Source organism: Candidatus Pantoea edessiphila (assembly GCF_002933345.1).
Classification (GTDB): Bacteria; Pseudomonadota; Gammaproteobacteria; order Enterobacterales; family Enterobacteriaceae; genus Pantoea_C.
In genome coordinates this window covers 131,212-150,278 of sequence record NZ_PDKR01000002.1, presented here as the reverse complement: position 1 = coordinate 150,278, position 19,067 = coordinate 131,212, and the positions used below count along the sequence as shown (strand labels likewise).

Genomic DNA, 19,067 nt, shown 5'->3' with positions numbered 1-19,067 from the left:
AATTGTTAAAGAGCTTTGTTAATAATAATTATAATAATTCGTTATGCTAACTCTGTTGACCTTATTAGTCAAGTTTTTCTTGTCTAAATATACTGATTAATTATAAATATCTTGACTATATTATAATATTATTAAATATTGTCTATCGAGATATTATTATATTTTGATAATTATTAAATTAAAAGATTATTATTTAAATATCATAAAATGAAATATTTAGAATAAGTAGCAAAATATTTTATTGAAAATAAAAATTAATGTCATTTTCATGGTAATATTTTACTATTTTTACAAGAATATTAAAAATATTTTTTTATAAATCGATTTTAATATTATTAATTAAAAATAATTATCTATTATATCATTAAATAATGATTTAATTATCAATATGCAAAATCATATAATGATATTTTGTTTATTATTATTAATAAAACTAAAATTATTTTTTTTGATAAAAATAAATATTTTATAAGTTAAATAAATTATTTAAAATTATATTAATTGGATTGTTAATGCGTACTAGTAAATATTTATTATCCACTCATAAGGAGATTTCTGCCGAAACGGAAATAATTAGCCATAAACTAATGATACGTGCAGGAATGATTCGTAAATTATCTTCTGGTTTATATATTTGGTTGCCTACTGGTATTCGTGTCCTTAAAAAAATTAAAAATATAATACGCAGAGAAATGAATAAAATAGGCGCAATTGAAATCTCTATGCCAATGGTACAGCCTGCTGATTTATGGAAAAAAAGCGGTCGTTGGGAAATATATGGTCCAGAATTATTAAAAATAAAAGATCGTCACAACCGTTTATATGTTCTTGGTCCAACACATGAAGAAGTAATCACCAATTTGATAAGAAATGAATTAAGATCATACAAACAACTCCCAATAAATTTATACCAAATTCAAACTAAATTTCGTGATGAGATGCGTTCACGATTTGGTGTTATTCGTTCACGTGAATTTATTATGAAAGATGCTTATTCTTTTCATCTATGTAAAGAATCTTTAGAAAAGATGTATACAACCATGTATGATTCTTATAATAATATTTTTAATTATATGGGTTTAAATTTTCGGATAGTACAAGCAGATAATGGATCTATAGGTGGTAATATTTCACATGAATTTCAAGCAATAACAAATAATGGTGAAGATCTAATAGTTATTTCAAATCAATCAGATTACGCTGCTAATATTGAATGTGCTGAAGCAGTTTCACAAAAAAAAGAATTTATTTTACCAACTAAAAAATTACTTCAAATTGATACTCCAAATATAGATAGTATTGTATCACTTGTAAATAATTTTGGTATTTCAATAAAAAAAACCATTAAAACATTAATAGTTAAAGGTAGACAAGAAAAAGGATTTAATTTAATTGCATTATTAATTCGTGGAGATCACGAATTAAATGAAAAGAAAATAGAAAAAATTAATATAATAGCATCACCTTTAACATTTGCTAGTGAAAAAGAAATACGTTTTAAGATAGGAGCTGGACCGGGATCGATAGGTCCTATAGGTTTAAATATACCAATTATTGTTGATAGAACTGTAGCTAATATGACTGATTTTGTTGCCGGTGCTAATATTGACGGCAAATATTATATTGGAATTAATTGGGAAAGAGATTTACCATTAGCTAGAGTAGCTGATATACGTAATGTAGTTGAAGGGGATTCAAGTCCAGATGGAAAAGGAGTATTACAAATAAAACGGGGTATTGAAGTAGGACATATCTTTCAATTAGGTACTAAGTATTCTGAAATGATAAAAACATTAATTCAAGATGAATATGCAACTAGTAAAACAATATTAATGGGTTGTTATGGAATAGGTATCACACGTATTGTAGCTGCTATCATTGAGCAAAATCATGATAAACAAGGTATTATTTGGCCTATTTCTTTATCTCCTTTTGAAATAGCAATTATTCCAATAAACATACATAATTCTTCGAATGTAAGAGAATTTGTAGAAAATATATATAATATATTAATTAAAAAAGGAATTGATGTTATTGTTGATGATCGTAAAGATAATCCAGGTGTTATGTTTGCAGATATGGAACTAATTGGTATACCACATATTGTAATAGTCAGTGATAAAAATCTTCAAAATAAAGTAATCGAATATAAGTTACGTAATACTGGTGAAAAAAAATTGATTCAACAGAATAAAATTCTAGATTTTTTACTTAATATTCTTAATAAAAAATAATATTTTTTTAGATTAGAAATAACAAACAGAAATTTATTTATTGCAATTATTTTAATAGATTAACAATCTTTATTAATATATGAATATTTTTCTGTTTGATTGTGTTTATCTTTATTTTGATCCCATATTACTTGCCATCCATTATTATCATTTAAAACAGTTCCATCAACTGTAATGAATAAATTTACTGCACATATAAGAATTTGATTATAGTATATCAAAGGAATACGATGTCTATTCCATGGTGGAATATTGAATTCTTGCCATATTTTTTTTATTTTATATTTATTTTTACGTCCTACTAAATGACAAGAGCCATTCGCATAAAATTGAATAGTAACATATTCATTATAAATAGGTAAGCGTATCAATTTATTATTGTAATTAGCTTTAAGTAATCCTAAATTTTGAGGAAGAACTAATTCTGTATTTAAATTTTTCCAATTGATTGTAATATTTTTTAATGATTTGTTTATTGGTAATATATATAGATAATTACGAAATCTCCTTATTTCATATGAACCTAATTTAAGACGAGGTTGTGCGTCTTTACGACTTAAAATAATTTCATAATAAATTACTTTTAATTTGTTATAAGAAGGCATTAAACTTCCTTGTTTAGCAATCCATCTACGCAATAAGGCATAGACTTTAATATCACTCATTTTTAATAAAGGAAGAAAATATAAACTGCCATCTTTTGATATAAGATTTTCTAGCTGATCTAATAATAACTCATCAATTAAAAGCTCTTGTTTTCTACATAACAACGAAGTTCTTGTGGTAGTTTCTATAAAATTTGGCCATTTAGCAATTATTTTTGGTAAAATCAAATTACGCAAAAAATTACGATCAAAATCTATATTATAGTTGCTTTCATCCTCTATCCAATTAAGATGATATTTTTTTGCATAGCTTTTTATTAATTTACGTGGATATTCTAAAAATGGTCTTAATATTTTATTATTACCAATTATAATTAAAGGATATATAGCACCTAAACCTAATGGACCACTACCCCGTTTAATTGCCAATAAAAAAGTTTCGCATTGATCATCAAGATGATGTGCAGTCAATAAGATTTCTTCAGGATATAAAGAAGATATTAATGCTTTATATCTTTCTTTACGAGCTGTTGCTTCAATACCTTTTTTGTTAGTATTTTTAATTTTTATTTTTAATATGCTACAATTGATCTTCCATTTTAAACATAATTTTCTACAATGACTAGCCCAACTATTTGCATTTATGTTTAATCCATGATTTATATGTATGGCTCGTAAGTTAGATTGAGGATGAACTTTATGCCATATAGATAAATAATGCAATAATGCAGTTGAGTCTAAACCGCCACTAAATGCTATTACAACTCTTGAATTGTTATAAAGTAATGAGTCAACTTTATTGAAAAACATAAATATGTGATCCTTATTTTTAATAAAGACATAAAAATTATCCGTTAACTATTAACTATGAAATATCTTGCATTAATTTTCTAACTGTATAGGTTTATTAATGGTTAATTAATATACAATAAGTTTTGATCATTTATTAAATGATAATGAAGACTATTATGATTATTTCTTTATAATTAAAATATAATAAATAATTAATATTAAAATATTTAAACATAAATTTAATAAGATATTAAACATATCCATAACTAATTAAACGTTTATAACGGCGAGCGAGCAACATTTCAGTGGTTAATTTATCTAAATCATTTAAATCAAATAAAAGTTGTTGTTTCATATTATTTGATATTTCAATAAGATTTCGATGAGCTCCTCCTAATGGTTCCGGAATAATTGTATCTATTAATTTAAGTTCTTTTAAATAATTAGCAGTAATACCCATAGCTTCTGCTGCTAAAGGTGCTTTATTTGCATCCTTCCATAAAATAGAAGCACACCCTTCTGGAGAAATTACTGAATATGTACTATATTGAAGCATGTTTATTTTATCTCCAATACCAATTGCTAAAGCACCACCAGAACCTCCTTCGCCAATGACAGTACATATTATTGGTACTCTTAGCATTGACATTTCACTTAAATTATGTGCTATCGCTCCACATTGACCACGTTTTTCAGCACTTACACCTGGATAAGCACCAGGGGTATCTATAAAAGTAATTACTGGCATTTTAAATTTTTCTGCCATTTTCATTAGACGCAATGCCTTACGATATCCTTCTGGACCTGACATTCCAAAATTTCGGAGTATTTTTTCTTTAATTGCTCTACCCTTTTGATGACCTATTACCATTACTGGACGTTGATCTAAGCGTGAAATACCGCCAATAATAGCTTTGTCATCCGCATATAAACGATCTCCTGCTAGCTCGTCGAAATCATCAAATATATTGCAGACATAGTCATAGGTATAAGGACGCAAAGGATGACGTGATAGTTGTAAAATTTGCCATGCATTTAAACTTGAAAATATTTTATGAGTCAAATCAGCACTCTTTTTATTCAAGCTTTTTATTTCTTGATCAATATTTATGTGTGAATTATGAAAATAATTAATTGAATTAAGTGAATTAATTTTTGTTTCTATTTCTACTATCGGTTGTTCAAAATCTAAATATTTAAGATTCATATATTTATACTTTATCGAAATTTAAGTTCTACCTGATTATTTCCAATCAACAATCTTAAGTCAGTAATTAAATTATCGTTAAGAGAGACAAATAATTTTTTTTTGTTTTTTAACTTTGATAGTATATTATTTTTATTCACATAAATGTTTATAGGGATTTTTCCTGAGCAATATGATTCAATTAATTCATAAATTAAATTTAATAATTTGTTATTAAATTGTTCATCTTTAAGTAATATAGAAACCTCAGTTACATGTTTTTTACGTGCTTGATCTATATTCATTACTTCGTAAGCAACCATTTTAATGCTATCATTAAAATTATCAATCTTTATTTTGCCTTTAATAATAAAAATATTATCTTTCTTTAAGAATGATTTATATTTGCTAAAAATTTCACTATAAAATATTATTTCTATTCGACCATAACTATCATCTAATGTACAAATGGCTATATAATGTCCTGTTTTAGTTAACATCGTTTTTATGTTGATTATTATTCCAACAATAACAATTGTTTTTCTATGATCTAAAGAATGGATAGTACTTAAATTTATTCCATTAGAGTAATAAGCAACTTCTTTTAAATAAGCATTCATAGGATGACCAGTAAGATATAAACCAAGAGTTTCTTTTTCAGCATCAAGTTGTTTTTGTGGAGACCAAAATATGTGATTTTTATTAATCATGTTAATTTGTTTTGGTTTTTTAATTAACACTTCAAACATATCAAATTGTCCCGTAATTTTCTTTTTTATATTATGATTAGAAATCTTAATTGCTTCATCGATTGAATTCATCATTAAAGCACGATTCGAACATAAGCAATCTAAAGCACCAGACATAATTAATTTTTCTATTATACGACGATTTATTTTCCTTAAATCAATCCTTTGACAAAAATCAAAAAAATTACTAAAGCTTCCCTCTTTACATCTTGTATCAAGAATTGATTCAATATGAAGTTTTCCTATACCTTTAATTGCACCTATTCCATATAAAATTTCTCCTTCTTGATTAACATGAAATTCATATAAACTATGATTTATATTTGGTGGTAATATTTTTATTTTCATGCGATAACATTCTTCTACCAAGCTAATAATTTTTTCAATATTATCAATATCTGCAGTCATCGCTGCTGCAATAAATGCAGCAGGATAATTGGATTTTAACCACAACGTTTGATAAGATACCAAAGCATATGCAACAGAATGTGATTTATTAAAACCATACCCAGCAAATTTTTCTAATAAATCGAAGATCTTCATTGCAAGTTTAGTGTTAACACCCATAAGTTCTGCACCTTCTTTAAAGACTGATCTCTGTTTTGCCATTTCTTCTGGGTCTTTTTTACCCATTGCTCTACGTAAGATATCTGCTTTACCTAGAGTATAACCAGAAAGTACTTGTGCAATTTGCATCACTTGTTCTTGATAAAGAATTATACCGTAAGTAGATTCTAATATGGGTTTTAAATTTTCATGTTGCCACTTAATATCTGGATAATATATTGTTTCTTTTCCATGTTTTCTATTAATAAAATTATCGACCATTCTTGATTGCAAAGGTCCAGGGCGAAATAATGCTAATAATGCAATTATGTCTTCAAAACAATCAGGTTGTAAACGTTTAATTAAATCTTTCATACCACGCGATTCAAGCTGAAATACTGCAGTTGTTTCTGCTTTTTTTAGCATTTTAAAGCTTTTTTCATCTTTAAGGGAAATTGTTTCAATATTAATTAATGGTTTTTCTTGTTGCTTATTACGAATATTAACCATATTTATAGTACTATTTATAATAGTAAGAGTTTTTAATCCTAAAAAGTCAAACTTAACTAATCCGATGTATTCTATATCATTTTTATCAAATTGTGTAACCGTATTACAACCATTTTCATCACAATAAATAGGAGCAAAATCAGTAATTTTAGTTGGAGAAATGACTATACCACCAGCATGTTTACTTACATTACGTATAACACCTTCTAACTTACGTGCTGTATCTATAAGCATTTTAACTTCTTCATCTGTTTTGTATAAATTTATTAAACTTTTTTCTGTTATAAATGCTTTTTCTAATGTAATACCTATATCAGATGGAACTAATTTAGCAATTTTATCTATAAATCCATAAGGATATTCTAATACTCTTCCAACATCTCTAATGACGGCTTTTGCTGTCATAGTTCCAAAAGTAATAATTTGAGAAACTGCTTCTTGTCCGTATATTTCAGCAACATGTTCAATAACTTTATCTCTTTTTTCCATGCAAAAATCAATATCAAAATCAGGCATTGACACACGTTCTGGATTTAGGAAACGTTCAAATAAAAGATTGAATCTTATAGGATCTATATCAGTGATTTCAAGTGCGTAAGCTACTAGAGAACCAGCACCAGAACCTCTGCCAGGACCAACAGGTATATTGTTATTTTTTGCCCATTTAATAAATTCCATCACTATTAAAAAATAGCTAGGAAAACCCATTTTATTAATAATATTAAGTTCTAATTGAAGACGATGATCGTATTTAATTCGTTTTTTACTACATTCTATGCGATCCTTAAAGATAAATTTGAGACGTTTATTCAACCCTAATTTTGATTGAAAAACTAAAAAATTTTCTGGATTCATATTACCTGTTTTAAATTTTGGCAAATAATATTTCCCTAACTTTAGGGTAACATTACATCTTTTAGCAATTTCAACAGTGTTTTTAAGTGCTTCAGGAATTTCTGAAAATAAATCGCACATTTCATCTTCACTACGCATATATTGTTGATTACTATAATTACTATGAAGTTTAGGATTGCTAATAGTATATCCACTATTTATAGCTACGCGAATTTCATGAGCATTAAAATCTTCTTGATTAAGGAAACGAACTTCATTAGTAGCCACTACTGGTAAATTTTCGGTAATAGATAATTCTATTGCCTTATTTAAATAAATTTCTTCATGTGGTCGACCCGTTCTTGTTAATTCTAAGTAGTAATTATCAGTAAAATATTTCTTATAAAACTGTAAACACTTCGATACTAATAATTTATTATCAAGTAGTAAATTGCGGCCAACATCACCATAACGTCCACCAGAAAGAATAATTAATCCTTCTTTTAACTCACATAACCAATCTAACTCTATAGTAGGACCATTAAGTCCATAACCACGTTTGTAGGCACGAGAAATAAGTAAAATTAAATTTTGATAACCAATATTATTAGAAGCAAGAATAGTAATTTTAGTACAATGATTACTTAATATATTATTATTAACTTTAAAATCCGTACCAACAATGGGCTTAATACCCATATTATGTGAATTACAATAAAACTGTATTAATCCACAAACATTAGTAAAATCAGTAATAGCAATAGATGGCATACCAAGTAAAAATGCTTTTTTAACTATAGATTTGATTTTAATTAAACCATCAATCATAGAATAATCGCTATGAACATTTAAATGTATAAATTTAGGTTCAGTAGTCATTATAATATTTTATATTAATTTATATATTTTAAATTAGAGTATTTAATACAGGTGCAAAACTACGTCTATGATAAGGGGTAGCGCCATATTTTTTTAAATTATTAATATGCACCTTAGTAGGATAACCTTTGTGTTGTGCAAAACCATATTGGGGATATAATAGGTCTAAATTAATCATTTCTTGATCTCTTGTTACTTTAGCTATGATAGATGCAGCACTAATTTCACTGATAATGCAATCACCTTTTATTATGGTTTTTGTTGGATATATCATTTTAGGACTATGAGTGCCATCTACTAAAACATAATTAGGTGTAATAGATAATCCATCCACCGCACGTCTCATTGCCAACATTGTTGCATGGAAAACATTTATCCTGTCAATCTCTTCTACTTCAGCGTAACCAATACTTAAATCTAATGACTGTCTTATGATTTCATCATAAAGAATCGTTCTTTTCTTCACAGATATTTTTTTTGAATCAGATAAACCTCTTATTTGGCTACCAGGAAGTAAAATAACTGCTGCTGTTACTATTCTTCCGACCAATGCTCCTCGTCCTACTTCGTCTACACCAGCAATAAATTTAATATCAGGATAGCGATTAAAGTCAAACATTATTAAAAAATCCAATTTAAATTTGTTATATATTTAATTAATTTATACAATCTAAGATTGATAATAGAACTTATAATTAAAGTGTTTTAATAATTTTTTTAATTAATATATTAAAAAACATAGCTCCTTAATATTATCTAACTTCTAGGTCATACCATTAAAGTATGTTACACAAATACTATAAAAAATTTAATTTGATAATGTAACGATAATTTAAGAAGTGATATGTTTTTCAATGTCTAAATAATAACTAACCATTTTCTGATTTAATTATTATAATATAGTAAAATAATTAATTGCATCATGATTTAATAACGTCGTTTTGTTTTATATGTTTTAGATAATCAACTACAATATACTAACCAATTATCGTTACAAAAAATAGTTTAAATCTAGACTCACAATTTACTTATTTAAAATTAATTAAATTTACATACTAATATAATTAATAAGATAAATTATTAATTATATTCCTACGGACACACATCATAGTAGCTTCGCAAACTGTTTTTCCATCAACGGTAGCTACACCCTTAAAACGAGTTATACCAAAACGAGTTTTTTCTAATATAACTTTCATAATCATTTGATCTCCTGGTATTACTGGGTGTTTGAAACGAGCATTTTTAATTCCAGCGAAATAATAAAGCTCATTGGATTTTAATTTACCAACACTCTTGAAAGCCAAAATACCAGTGGCTTGAGCCATTGCCTCTAAAATAAGCACCCCAGGAAAAATAGATTTTCCTGGAAAATGTCCTTGAAAAAATGGTTCATTAATTGAAACATTTTTCAATGCATATAAATACTTATTTTTTTTAAATTCTAATACACGATCAACCAATAAAAAAGGATAACGATGTGGAATTAACCTTAAAATATCTTCAGCTTTAAGAGTATGAATTTCAATAGTCAAGATAGTTTTCCTGATTTAAAACCATAAAATCATATAACCATAGAATTAGTTTAAAATATTTTTGTAATTCAATAATAAATATCTCTTCATGATATAAGATATAATTTAAATTAAATAATATTCAGTATAACTGCATGAATATAAGTATTGTATAAACATCCTCAATTATACTGATTTAAGCAGTAAATATATCATTTTTTAACTATTTTTAATACTTCACCAGTAATGTTGTTTGCCTCAGAAGATATGTAAGCAGTCGCTTTAGAATCTATTACCATATCATAATTACGTTTCTTTGCTACCTGCGTTATTGCATTCTGGATTTTAATTAGGATTTTATTACGCTCTTCTATTTGTCGACGTATTTTATCTTGTTCAAAAATCTGTAATTTAGAGGAAAATATTTCTCTGTGTTTAATAATGTATTTTTCAAGCTTGTTTTTTTCACTTAATTTCATTATTGATTTATCACGATTATATGAATCAATTTTATTTTTTAAATTACGTTCTTGATTTTTTAGTTCATTTTCACGAATTTTAAATTCAATTTCTATTTTTTTAACGAAATTGGTTTTTGTTGATAATTTTTGTAAAATATCATATAAATTTACAACCGCAATCACCTTATTAGAAGCTTGTGAATAAGTTGAAAATGTAAAAATAATAACTAAAGATGCTAGAAATAAAAATTTTTTCATAAAAATACCTATACTTGATTAAAAATCAAGTTATAAAAATATATTTTTTTATACTATTTAAATTTAATATTACCATGTTTTACCAATAAAAAGCTGAAAATTTTCTATTTGATCTCCATCATATTTTTTAATTGGTATTGCATAAGATAATTCTATAGGACCAATAGGTGATAACCATTGTAAAGTAATCCCTGTTGACATTCTAATTTTTTCAGGAGAATTATAATTTGGTAGATTTTCTATTAACTTCCCGTCATAAGTTGTTTCCCACTTAGTATCCCATACGTTACCGACATCAAAAAATAATGATGTACGAAATGAACTTACATATTTTTCGTTAATAAATGGTGTAGGGAAAATTAATTCTAAATTAGAAGAAATTGTTGCGTTTCCTCCTACTGGTGTATCCGATAATATACATGTTCCCTTTTTAATGCAATCAGAAGTAACTGTATCTTGTTTTAAGTAAACAGCTTTTGGACCAATGCTATTAATTCCAAAACCTCTTAAGGTCTTTGGGCCACCCAAATAAAAATTTTCATAAAAAGGCATTTCATGATCTTTACCAAGACCATAACCATAACCTAAATGTGAATGTCCTAAGAGTATCCAATTTTTTTCTTTATCAATTGGTATATATTTAGTTCCGTCTAATGAAAATTTTAAAAATTTATTTGTTGATCCAACAAAGGTAATTTTATTTTTCAAGTTTATATAGTTACCTTCAGAAGGGAAAAAATTTCTATCTAGTGTATTGTAATTCCAACCATAATTAAAGTTAATATCACCTACAACAACACCTCTATAACTAGGGAAACATTCAAAGTCTTTAACTGATTTAAAATAACGATAGGCAGCTATTTGAGGGCCTACGTTGAGAATTTTAGAATTAATATAACCTACACCGAGATTTAATCTATTGTTTTCATTAAATGGAAAACCTATTGTACTATCAAAACCATAATTTTCATTACTATATTCATTAGATGAATTATCTTTGAATAATTTACTATAAAAAAAACGATTACTTAAACTAATACCATTTATTGTAAGGTATGGATCAATTAATAAGACTTCAGCTTCAGTTTGTTTTTTATTTTTAAGAGCATTCAAACTAATACTACTTCCAGTACCAAATAAGTTGTCTTTATTTATGCTAAATTGAAAGTTTAAATTATTAGTTATACCATATCCTAGTCCAAATTTAATACTACCAGTATTACTTTCTTTTACTTTATAAATCAAATCTACTTGATCAGGATGATTTGGTAGAAATTTTTTTTCTAATTCAACTGTTTTAAAAAAACCAGTTCTTTTTAACAGTTCTGTGCTTTGGTCAATAAGATTACCACTTAACCAAGTACCTTCCATTTGTTTTATTGTACGACGCAATACAATATCTTTTGATACGTTATTACCTTCAAAATCTATATTGCGTACATAATAACGATTGCCCACATTAGCATTGAAATCTAATCGAACTTTCTTATTTACATCATCTATTTTGTAATGGACTGTTACAACAGGAAAGGAATAGCCAAAATTCATAATTAACTTTTTAATATTATTTTTTACTTCTTTTATATCATTTATACTATACAAATCATCGACAGAAATAGAAATTGTAATTAGATCATGAGCTTCTTGCGTATGACCGTCTAAGTTACCTTTTAGAGATATGCCTGAAACTCTATACTGGTCACCTTCATCAATATATATCGTAATATAAATTCCTTTTTTATCTGGTGTTAAACTTAATTTAGTAGATTTTACTTTAAAACGTAAATAACCATTTTCAAGATAAAAATTACGTAAATTTTTAAGATCAGATTCTAATATTTCTTTTTGATATCTATTTATTTTTGTTATATTCCACCACGATCTTTTATCTCGTAATTTAAATAAAGAAATTAATTTATCTGAGGTAAATTTATTATTTCCAACTATATTTATTTGATAAATATTTGTACAAACACCTTCATTAAATATAAATTTAATATCAACATAATTATTAGGCAAAGGAGTGACAATCGATTTTATAACAGTATTATAATTACCTATATTAGGGTAAAAACTCTCTAATCCCTTGTTAATTGAAGATATTACAGATGGATTAAGAATATTGCCTACAAACACACCATGATCTTCAAGAACTTTTTCTATTTCTTCATTCTTAATTATTTTATTACCCATAAAAGTAATTCTAGATATTATTGGAAGTTCTTTCACTCTAATAGTTAATTTCTTACCATTTTGAAAAACTTTAATATCTTCAAAATTATGAGTAGAATACAATGAATTAATTATTTTTTTTATTTTATTATTATTAATTTTATCACCAATTTTAATTGGTATTTTTGATAATACTAAATTTGAAGATATTCGATGCAAACCTTCAAAATTAATTTTATTAATTTTATCAGAACCATAACTATTAATTGTTATGAAAAACAGAAAAAATACAAATAATTTTTTTATTGCCATTTTTTGTGACTTTCCCTTAATGTATTTATAGTTAATCAAATTTTACCAATAATAAAATTTGAAAAATCATTAGATAAAGCAACTATTATTAAAATTATTAAAACACTAAATCCTATTATATAAAAAATATTCTGAACTTGCTCAGATAATGGTTTACCTCTAATTTTTTCTACTATCAATAATAATAAGTGTCCCCCATCTAAAACTGGTAAAGGAAATAAATTAAAAACACTAAGATTAATACTAATTAAAGATAAAAATAATAAATAATTAATTATTCCATGTTTTGCTGATGAGCTTGCTCCTTTAGCAATCGAAATTGGACCACTTAATCCATTTAAATGCGTATTACCTTTAATTAAATTCAATAGTGAATAGAAAGTTAATTTCATTAATTGATAAGTTCTTTTAACAGCCTTAATGAATGAAAGTAATATATCATTATTTTGTGGAAATTTATAATAAATAACGTTATATAATGGAGCTAAAGACAAATTTTTTTTAACGTAATGTCTCATTATTTCATTTGAATTTATTACTAATTTTATGATCTTATCATGACGATTGATATCCAACGTTATATTTTTGTTTAAATATGGTTTTATATTATTGATAAAATATTTCGAATTAAATTCATTATATTGCAAATTTAACTCATTACCTTCTAATTTAGTAATTTCATCTCCTAATTGTAAACCATTTTTCACAATTTCTTTATTTATTTTAGTAACAACTAATTTTTTTGTTAGATCTAATGGAATAATCCCAATTATCTGTAAAGGATCTTTGATATTATTTGTAGTATATTTTAATTCACTTAAATTTATTTTTCTTCTGTAAGTAATTTTGTTATCAATATTTACAAGTGTTAATAAAATGTTTTCATGCATATCAATTTTTGACATCAATATCATACGTACTGTATTCCAATTTGGAGTATCGATATGGTCTATTTTTTTAATTGCCATTCTAGATTCAATTTGAGCTTTTTCTACTATAGATCCTTTTTTTATATGACCGATAACTGGGCAGGAAACCATTGATCCTTTTAAAAATACAAGTAGATAGATAAAAATAGCTAGTATTGCATTGGCAGCAGGACCTGCTAAGATAATAAAGGCTCTTTTCCAAATAGGTTTATTATTGAAGGTTTGATTAAGTAATGCTACAGGGATATCATCAAAACGTCCATCAAGCATCCTAATATATCCACCAATAGGAATTATTGAAATAGCAAAGTTAGTATCACGAATATTAAACTTGACTATTTGTTTGCCTAAACCAATAGAAAAAAGATTAACTTTAACACCATAAAAGCGTGCCATATAAAAATGTCCAAACTCATGCACTGTAATTAGCAAACCAAAAGTTATAATAAAAAATATAAAATCCCAGACCATATTTAACATAATAATCCTTACAATCTATTTAAATAGAATTTACTACTACCATTACGCCAAACATCGGAACAACTATAGTTAAACTATCTATGCGATCAAGAATACCACCATGACCTGGAATAATATTACTACTATCTTTAATACCAATTTCACGTTTTAGCATGCTTTCTGTAAGATCTCCTAAAAGAGATGCAAAAGTTATTATGAAAGAAAAAAATATTAAAAATTTTCTTGAAAAATTTATCAAATTTAAATTTGAAAATAAAAAAATTATCATAAATAAAAAAAACAAACTACCTAAAAAACCTTCCCATGTTTTATTAGGAGAAATTATAGGTGCGAGTTTATATTTACCAAAAACCTTACCAAAAAAGTAAGCGCTAGCATCAACACAAGATACTAAAAAAATAATAAATAATATTAACCAAGATCCAGCAAATCGATCTGTATCGTAATATAAGTATCTAAATGTAGTTAAAAAATAAAAAAAGGGAATAAGAGTAGACATTCCAAAAGATATACGAATTAAATAGGAATTTTTCCAAATAAAAGAAGATACAGGATAAGTTAATACCAATAACAATGCTATTAACCACCAAATTCCAGAAATAGATAATAAAAAAATTACTATAAACGAATGTATATCGTATCGATTAATTTTAAATAAAAATATTAATATTAAACCAAAAAATACAGCTACTAATAAACGTTGATAACATAATGTTATCCCTGATAATTTGCTCCATTCCCAAGCTGCAAGCATACATATTAATGTATTCACTAATGCAAAATTTAAAGGAGATAACAAGAATAATGAAATAATTACAAAAAAAGTTAAAATTAAAGCAGTAAAAAAACGGTTTTTTAACAAAAATATTACCTCTTAGTTAATTTTTTTATCAGACAAAACTCCACCATATCTACGTTCTCTTAAATAAAATGATTTTAAAGCTTTTTCAAAAATATTTTCATCAAAATCTGGCCAAAGAACTTTTGTGAAATAAAATTCAGCATAAGCAATTTGCCATAATAGAAAATTACTAATTCTATATTCTCCACCTGTTCTTATCAGCAAATCTACTGATGATAATTCTTGCATACAAAGTTGAGATGTCAAACTATCTTCAGTTATTTGATCAGGACATAATAATCCTTTATGTACCTTTTTTGCTAATTTTTTCACACCTTGAATTATATCCCAACGTCCGTCATAATTAGCTGCTATATTCAGTATCAGTCCATTATTGTTTTTAGTTAATGCCTCAGAATACTTAATACGATCTTGAATATTATCACTGAAGCAACTTACATCACCGATAATGCGCAATTTAATGTTATGCCTGTGAAGGCTTTTTACTTCAATTTCTAAAGTTGAAACAAATAATCCTATTAAAGCTGCTACTTCTTGTTGGGGTCGTTTCCAGTTATCTCTACTAAAAGCATAAAGTGTTAATGCTTTTATTTTATGATTTATAGCAAAATTCACTGCCCTTTTTACTGATTGAATACCAGCTTTATGACCGTGAATACGCAGTTTTCCTTTATTAATAGCCCACCGTCCATTGCCATCCATAATAATGGCAACATGATACAAATTATTTTTTTTTCTAATATCATAATTACTATTATAAAGTGACATAATACATAATCAGCTCGTTAATATTAAATAATTAGTTTAGTTAATAATATATTGATATTAATCATAATTTCTGTAGTATTTTATCTCAATATTTCTAACAATAATGTCGTTAAAAAAATTAATTAAATATTATTATTTAATAATATTTAATTAATTATTGAAAAAGACAAATATTTTTTTTTGCAATCTTACGAGCTGTTTGATCAATTTCAAGTACTGCTTCTATTGATTTTGGTTCTTGACAAGAAAAAGATGATAAAACTTCTTTATTCAATGATATTATATCCATAAATTTGATTTGATAATTTAGAAATGCTGAAACAGCAATTTCATTAGCAGCATTTAATGCAATAGTTGCTGCTTGTCCATCACTAAAAGCATCTATCATTAATTTTAAACAAGGATATCGGATAAAGTCTAGTTCAATAAAAGTAAAGGCAGGAACCTTAATAAAATCTAATGGTTTTACTCCTGTATTAATTTTTGAAGGCCAAGCCATATTTTGAGCGATTGGTATACGCATATCAGGAGTGCTTAATTGAGCCAATATACTGCCATCGCAATAACGTACCATTGAATGAATTATTGATTGAGGATGTAATATTAATTCTATTTGACTTGCACTAGCATTAAACAAGCATCTAGCTTCAACATATTCAAAACCTTTATTCATCATAGTTGCTGAATCTACAGAAATTTTACGACCCATAGACCAATTTGGATGAGTACATGCTTGTTCTGGAGACATGTTATTTAAATACTTTAAATCTATATTAAGAAAAGGACCCCCTGATCCTGTAAGGATAATTGATTCAATACCATTTTCCTGTAAACTACAAAAACCTAAATGGTTTTGTATAGAAAACGGTAAAACCTGAAAAATGGCATTGTGCTCACTATCTACAGGAAGTAGTTTTGCATTGTACTTTTTTACTGCCTCTATAAAAATTCGACCACAAGTAACAAGAGATTCTTTATTTGCAAGTAATACAGTTTTACCGGCACAAATTGCAGACCATGTAGGTAGTAAACCTGAAGTACCAACAATAGCAGCCATTACTTGATCAACTTCACCAAGTTCTGCTAATTCACATGCTACTTTAATCCCTGAGAAAACTTCAGTCTTTACATTAAGCAATTTTAATCTTTTGCTAACTTGTAAAGCCGATTGTTCATCAGCCATAGCAGCATAACGCGGTTGAAATAATTTACATTGTTGAACCATTAATTCAATATTGTGACCAGCAACTAATGCTATAATCTGGTAAAGTTTAGGATTAACACGAATTACTTCTAATGTATTAATACCAATAGATCCTGTTGAACCCAATATAGTTAATCTTTTCATAAAACCATCCACTCAAACTAAAAAATTATTAGTATAAATTTTTAGTTATAAATACTTAATAACAATTTGTTTTTATACTTATAATTTAAAATTTCATTATTTCTATCTCTTTTTCTAAAATAAAATTATCAATATTATTAACATATTTTTGAGTTATTTTTTGAATTTCATCTTGTATATTATATTCTTGATCTTCACTAATTTTCTTTTCTCTTAACATTATCTTTATTTTTTCATTATTATCTCGTCTAATATTACGTATTGAAATACGACTTTGTTCTGCTGAGTTTTTTATTATTTTAATTAGTTCTTTTCTACGCTCTTCAGTTAATGGGGGTATTGGAATATAAATATTATTACCTTCTGAAGAGCTAGGGTTTAAACCTAAATTAGATGATCTGATTGTATTTTCAATTACAGCAATAATAGAAGAATCAAATACATTTATTTTCAATGTACTTGAATTTTCTAAAGTTATATTAGCTAATTTATAAATAGGAGTTAAATGGCCATAATATTTTATAGAGATATTATCTAACAAGGTAGTTGAAGCACGTCCAGTACGAATTTTACTTATTATTTTTTTTAATAGTTCAATACACTTACTCATACGTATTTCAGTATCTTTTTTTATATCATTAATCACTTTACATAATCCTTATTTTTTATATTATTATACTATTAAATTAAAATGGATTATTTAATCTAGTTAATTTAATTATATATTTCATATTTCGTATGCGTATTAATTTTTTATTAAAGTTCCCTCTTTCTTTCCTATTATTATGCATTTCAATGCACCAAATTTATTTATATTAAAAACATGGATTGGCAGATTATGAGAACGTGCTAATGTAAATGCAGTAAGATCCATAATTTTTAATTCCTTCTCTATTACTTCGGAATATGTTAATTGATCATATAAAATTGCATCTAGATTATAATTTGGATCAGAAGAATATACACCATTGACTTTAGTAGCTTTTAATACTACATCGGCTTCTATTTCAATTCCACGTAGACACGCTGCAGAATCGGTAGTAAAAAAAGGATTACCAGTACCAGCAGAAAATATAACTACATAGTTCTTACGTAAAAGAGTAATAGCTTTTGACCAATTATAATTTTCACATAAATTATTTAAAGGAATTGCTGACATTAAACAAACATTTAGATAAACACGATTTAGTGAATCACGAAGTGCTAGACCATTTATTATAGTTGCTAACATTCCCATGTAATCAGCTGTTACTCGATTTATTCCTAACTCTGCAAGAGTTGCACCTCTAAATACATTACCTCCTCCAATAACAACTGCAACTTGCACACCTAGTTCAACCAATTCTTTGATATCTTGTGCTAAATAATTAAGAAAATTTACATCAATACCAAAACTTTCCTTTCCTTGTAGTGCTTCGCCACTTATCTTTAACAAAATACGTCGATAAACAGTACCTATGTTTTTTATCATGGTCAATTATTCCTGAGGCAAATTAGAGATAAAGGAAATATAAAATATGATATATTGCTTATTTATTATGACTAAATATCACTAAGATATAATAAGATAATAATCTTTATTATTGTTGTATATATTAAAAAAAAACCGCTATACTTTAAAGCGGTTT

Annotated in this window: 14 protein-coding genes; 1 reads left to right on the top strand and 13 read right to left on the bottom strand. The window is 26.2% G+C overall.

Features of this window, described 5'->3' with window-relative positions:
• Positions 1–512: 512 nt before the first annotated feature.
• A complete protein-coding gene (locus tag CRV09_RS02300) occupies positions 513–2,234 on the top strand; it encodes a proline--tRNA ligase (protein WP_136132524.1) in 1,722 nt (573 codons plus the stop codon).
• Positions 2,235–2,293: 59 nt separating this feature from the next.
• Here the strand turns inward: CRV09_RS02300 and tilS are convergent, their stop codons facing one another.
• The 13 genes from tilS to pyrH form a co-directional block, all read right to left on the bottom strand.
• The gene (tilS, locus tag CRV09_RS02295) at positions 2,294–3,649 is read right to left on the bottom strand and encodes a tRNA lysidine(34) synthetase TilS (protein WP_136132523.1); all 1,356 of its coding nucleotides are present in this window, start codon (positions 3,647–3,649) and stop codon (positions 2,294–2,296) included.
• A gap of 232 nt (positions 3,650–3,881) precedes the next feature.
• Positions 3,882–4,838 (bottom strand): acetyl-CoA carboxylase carboxyl transferase subunit alpha, encoded by a 957-nt coding sequence (accA, locus tag CRV09_RS02290; protein WP_136132522.1) that lies wholly within the window; start codon positions 4,836–4,838, stop codon positions 3,882–3,884.
• 11 nt (positions 4,839–4,849) lie between these two features.
• Positions 4,850–8,335: a DNA polymerase III subunit alpha gene (gene dnaE / locus CRV09_RS02285; RefSeq protein ID WP_136132521.1), complete on the bottom strand. Its 3,486-nt coding sequence runs from the start codon at positions 8,333–8,335 to the stop codon at positions 4,850–4,852.
• Between the two features lie 28 nt (positions 8,336–8,363).
• Complete coding sequence (gene rnhB, locus CRV09_RS02280) at positions 8,364–8,954, bottom strand: ribonuclease HII (RefSeq protein ID WP_136132520.1); 591 nt, start codon at positions 8,952–8,954, stop codon at positions 8,364–8,366.
• Positions 8,955–9,399: 445 nt separating this feature from the next.
• Entirely contained in the window at positions 9,400–9,870 is a 471-nt protein-coding gene (gene fabZ, locus CRV09_RS02275; protein WP_136132519.1) for a 3-hydroxyacyl-ACP dehydratase FabZ, read from the bottom strand.
• Positions 9,871–10,061: 191 nt separating this feature from the next.
• Positions 10,062–10,568, bottom strand: a complete 507-nt coding sequence (locus CRV09_RS02270; protein ID WP_136132518.1) for an OmpH family outer membrane protein — start codon at positions 10,566–10,568, stop codon at positions 10,062–10,064.
• 69 nt (positions 10,569–10,637) lie between these two features.
• Entirely contained in the window at positions 10,638–13,052 is a 2,415-nt protein-coding gene (gene bamA / locus CRV09_RS02265) for an outer membrane protein assembly factor BamA (protein WP_136132517.1), read from the bottom strand.
• Positions 13,053–13,087: 35 nt separating this feature from the next.
• Positions 13,088–14,461: an RIP metalloprotease RseP gene (rseP, locus tag CRV09_RS02260; RefSeq protein ID WP_136132516.1), complete on the bottom strand. Its 1,374-nt coding sequence runs from the start codon at positions 14,459–14,461 to the stop codon at positions 13,088–13,090.
• A 19-nt stretch (positions 14,462–14,480) separates the two neighbouring features.
• Entirely contained in the window at positions 14,481–15,323 is an 843-nt protein-coding gene (locus CRV09_RS02255; protein ID WP_136132515.1) for a phosphatidate cytidylyltransferase, read from the bottom strand.
• A gap of 12 nt (positions 15,324–15,335) precedes the next feature.
• The gene (gene uppS, locus CRV09_RS02250) at positions 15,336–16,091 is read right to left on the bottom strand and encodes a polyprenyl diphosphate synthase (RefSeq protein WP_136132514.1); all 756 of its coding nucleotides are present in this window, start codon (positions 16,089–16,091) and stop codon (positions 15,336–15,338) included.
• A gap of 154 nt (positions 16,092–16,245) precedes the next feature.
• Positions 16,246–17,439, bottom strand: coding sequence for a 1-deoxy-D-xylulose-5-phosphate reductoisomerase (ispC, locus tag CRV09_RS02245; protein WP_136132513.1), 1,194 nt, complete (start codon positions 17,437–17,439; stop codon positions 16,246–16,248).
• 85 nt (positions 17,440–17,524) lie between these two features.
• Positions 17,525–18,085: a ribosome recycling factor gene (gene frr / locus CRV09_RS02240; RefSeq protein ID WP_136132512.1), complete on the bottom strand. Its 561-nt coding sequence runs from the start codon at positions 18,083–18,085 to the stop codon at positions 17,525–17,527.
• A gap of 99 nt (positions 18,086–18,184) precedes the next feature.
• Positions 18,185–18,910 (bottom strand): UMP kinase, encoded by a 726-nt coding sequence (pyrH, locus tag CRV09_RS02235; protein ID WP_136132511.1) that lies wholly within the window; start codon positions 18,908–18,910, stop codon positions 18,185–18,187.
• Positions 18,911–19,067: the final 157 nt, after the last annotated feature.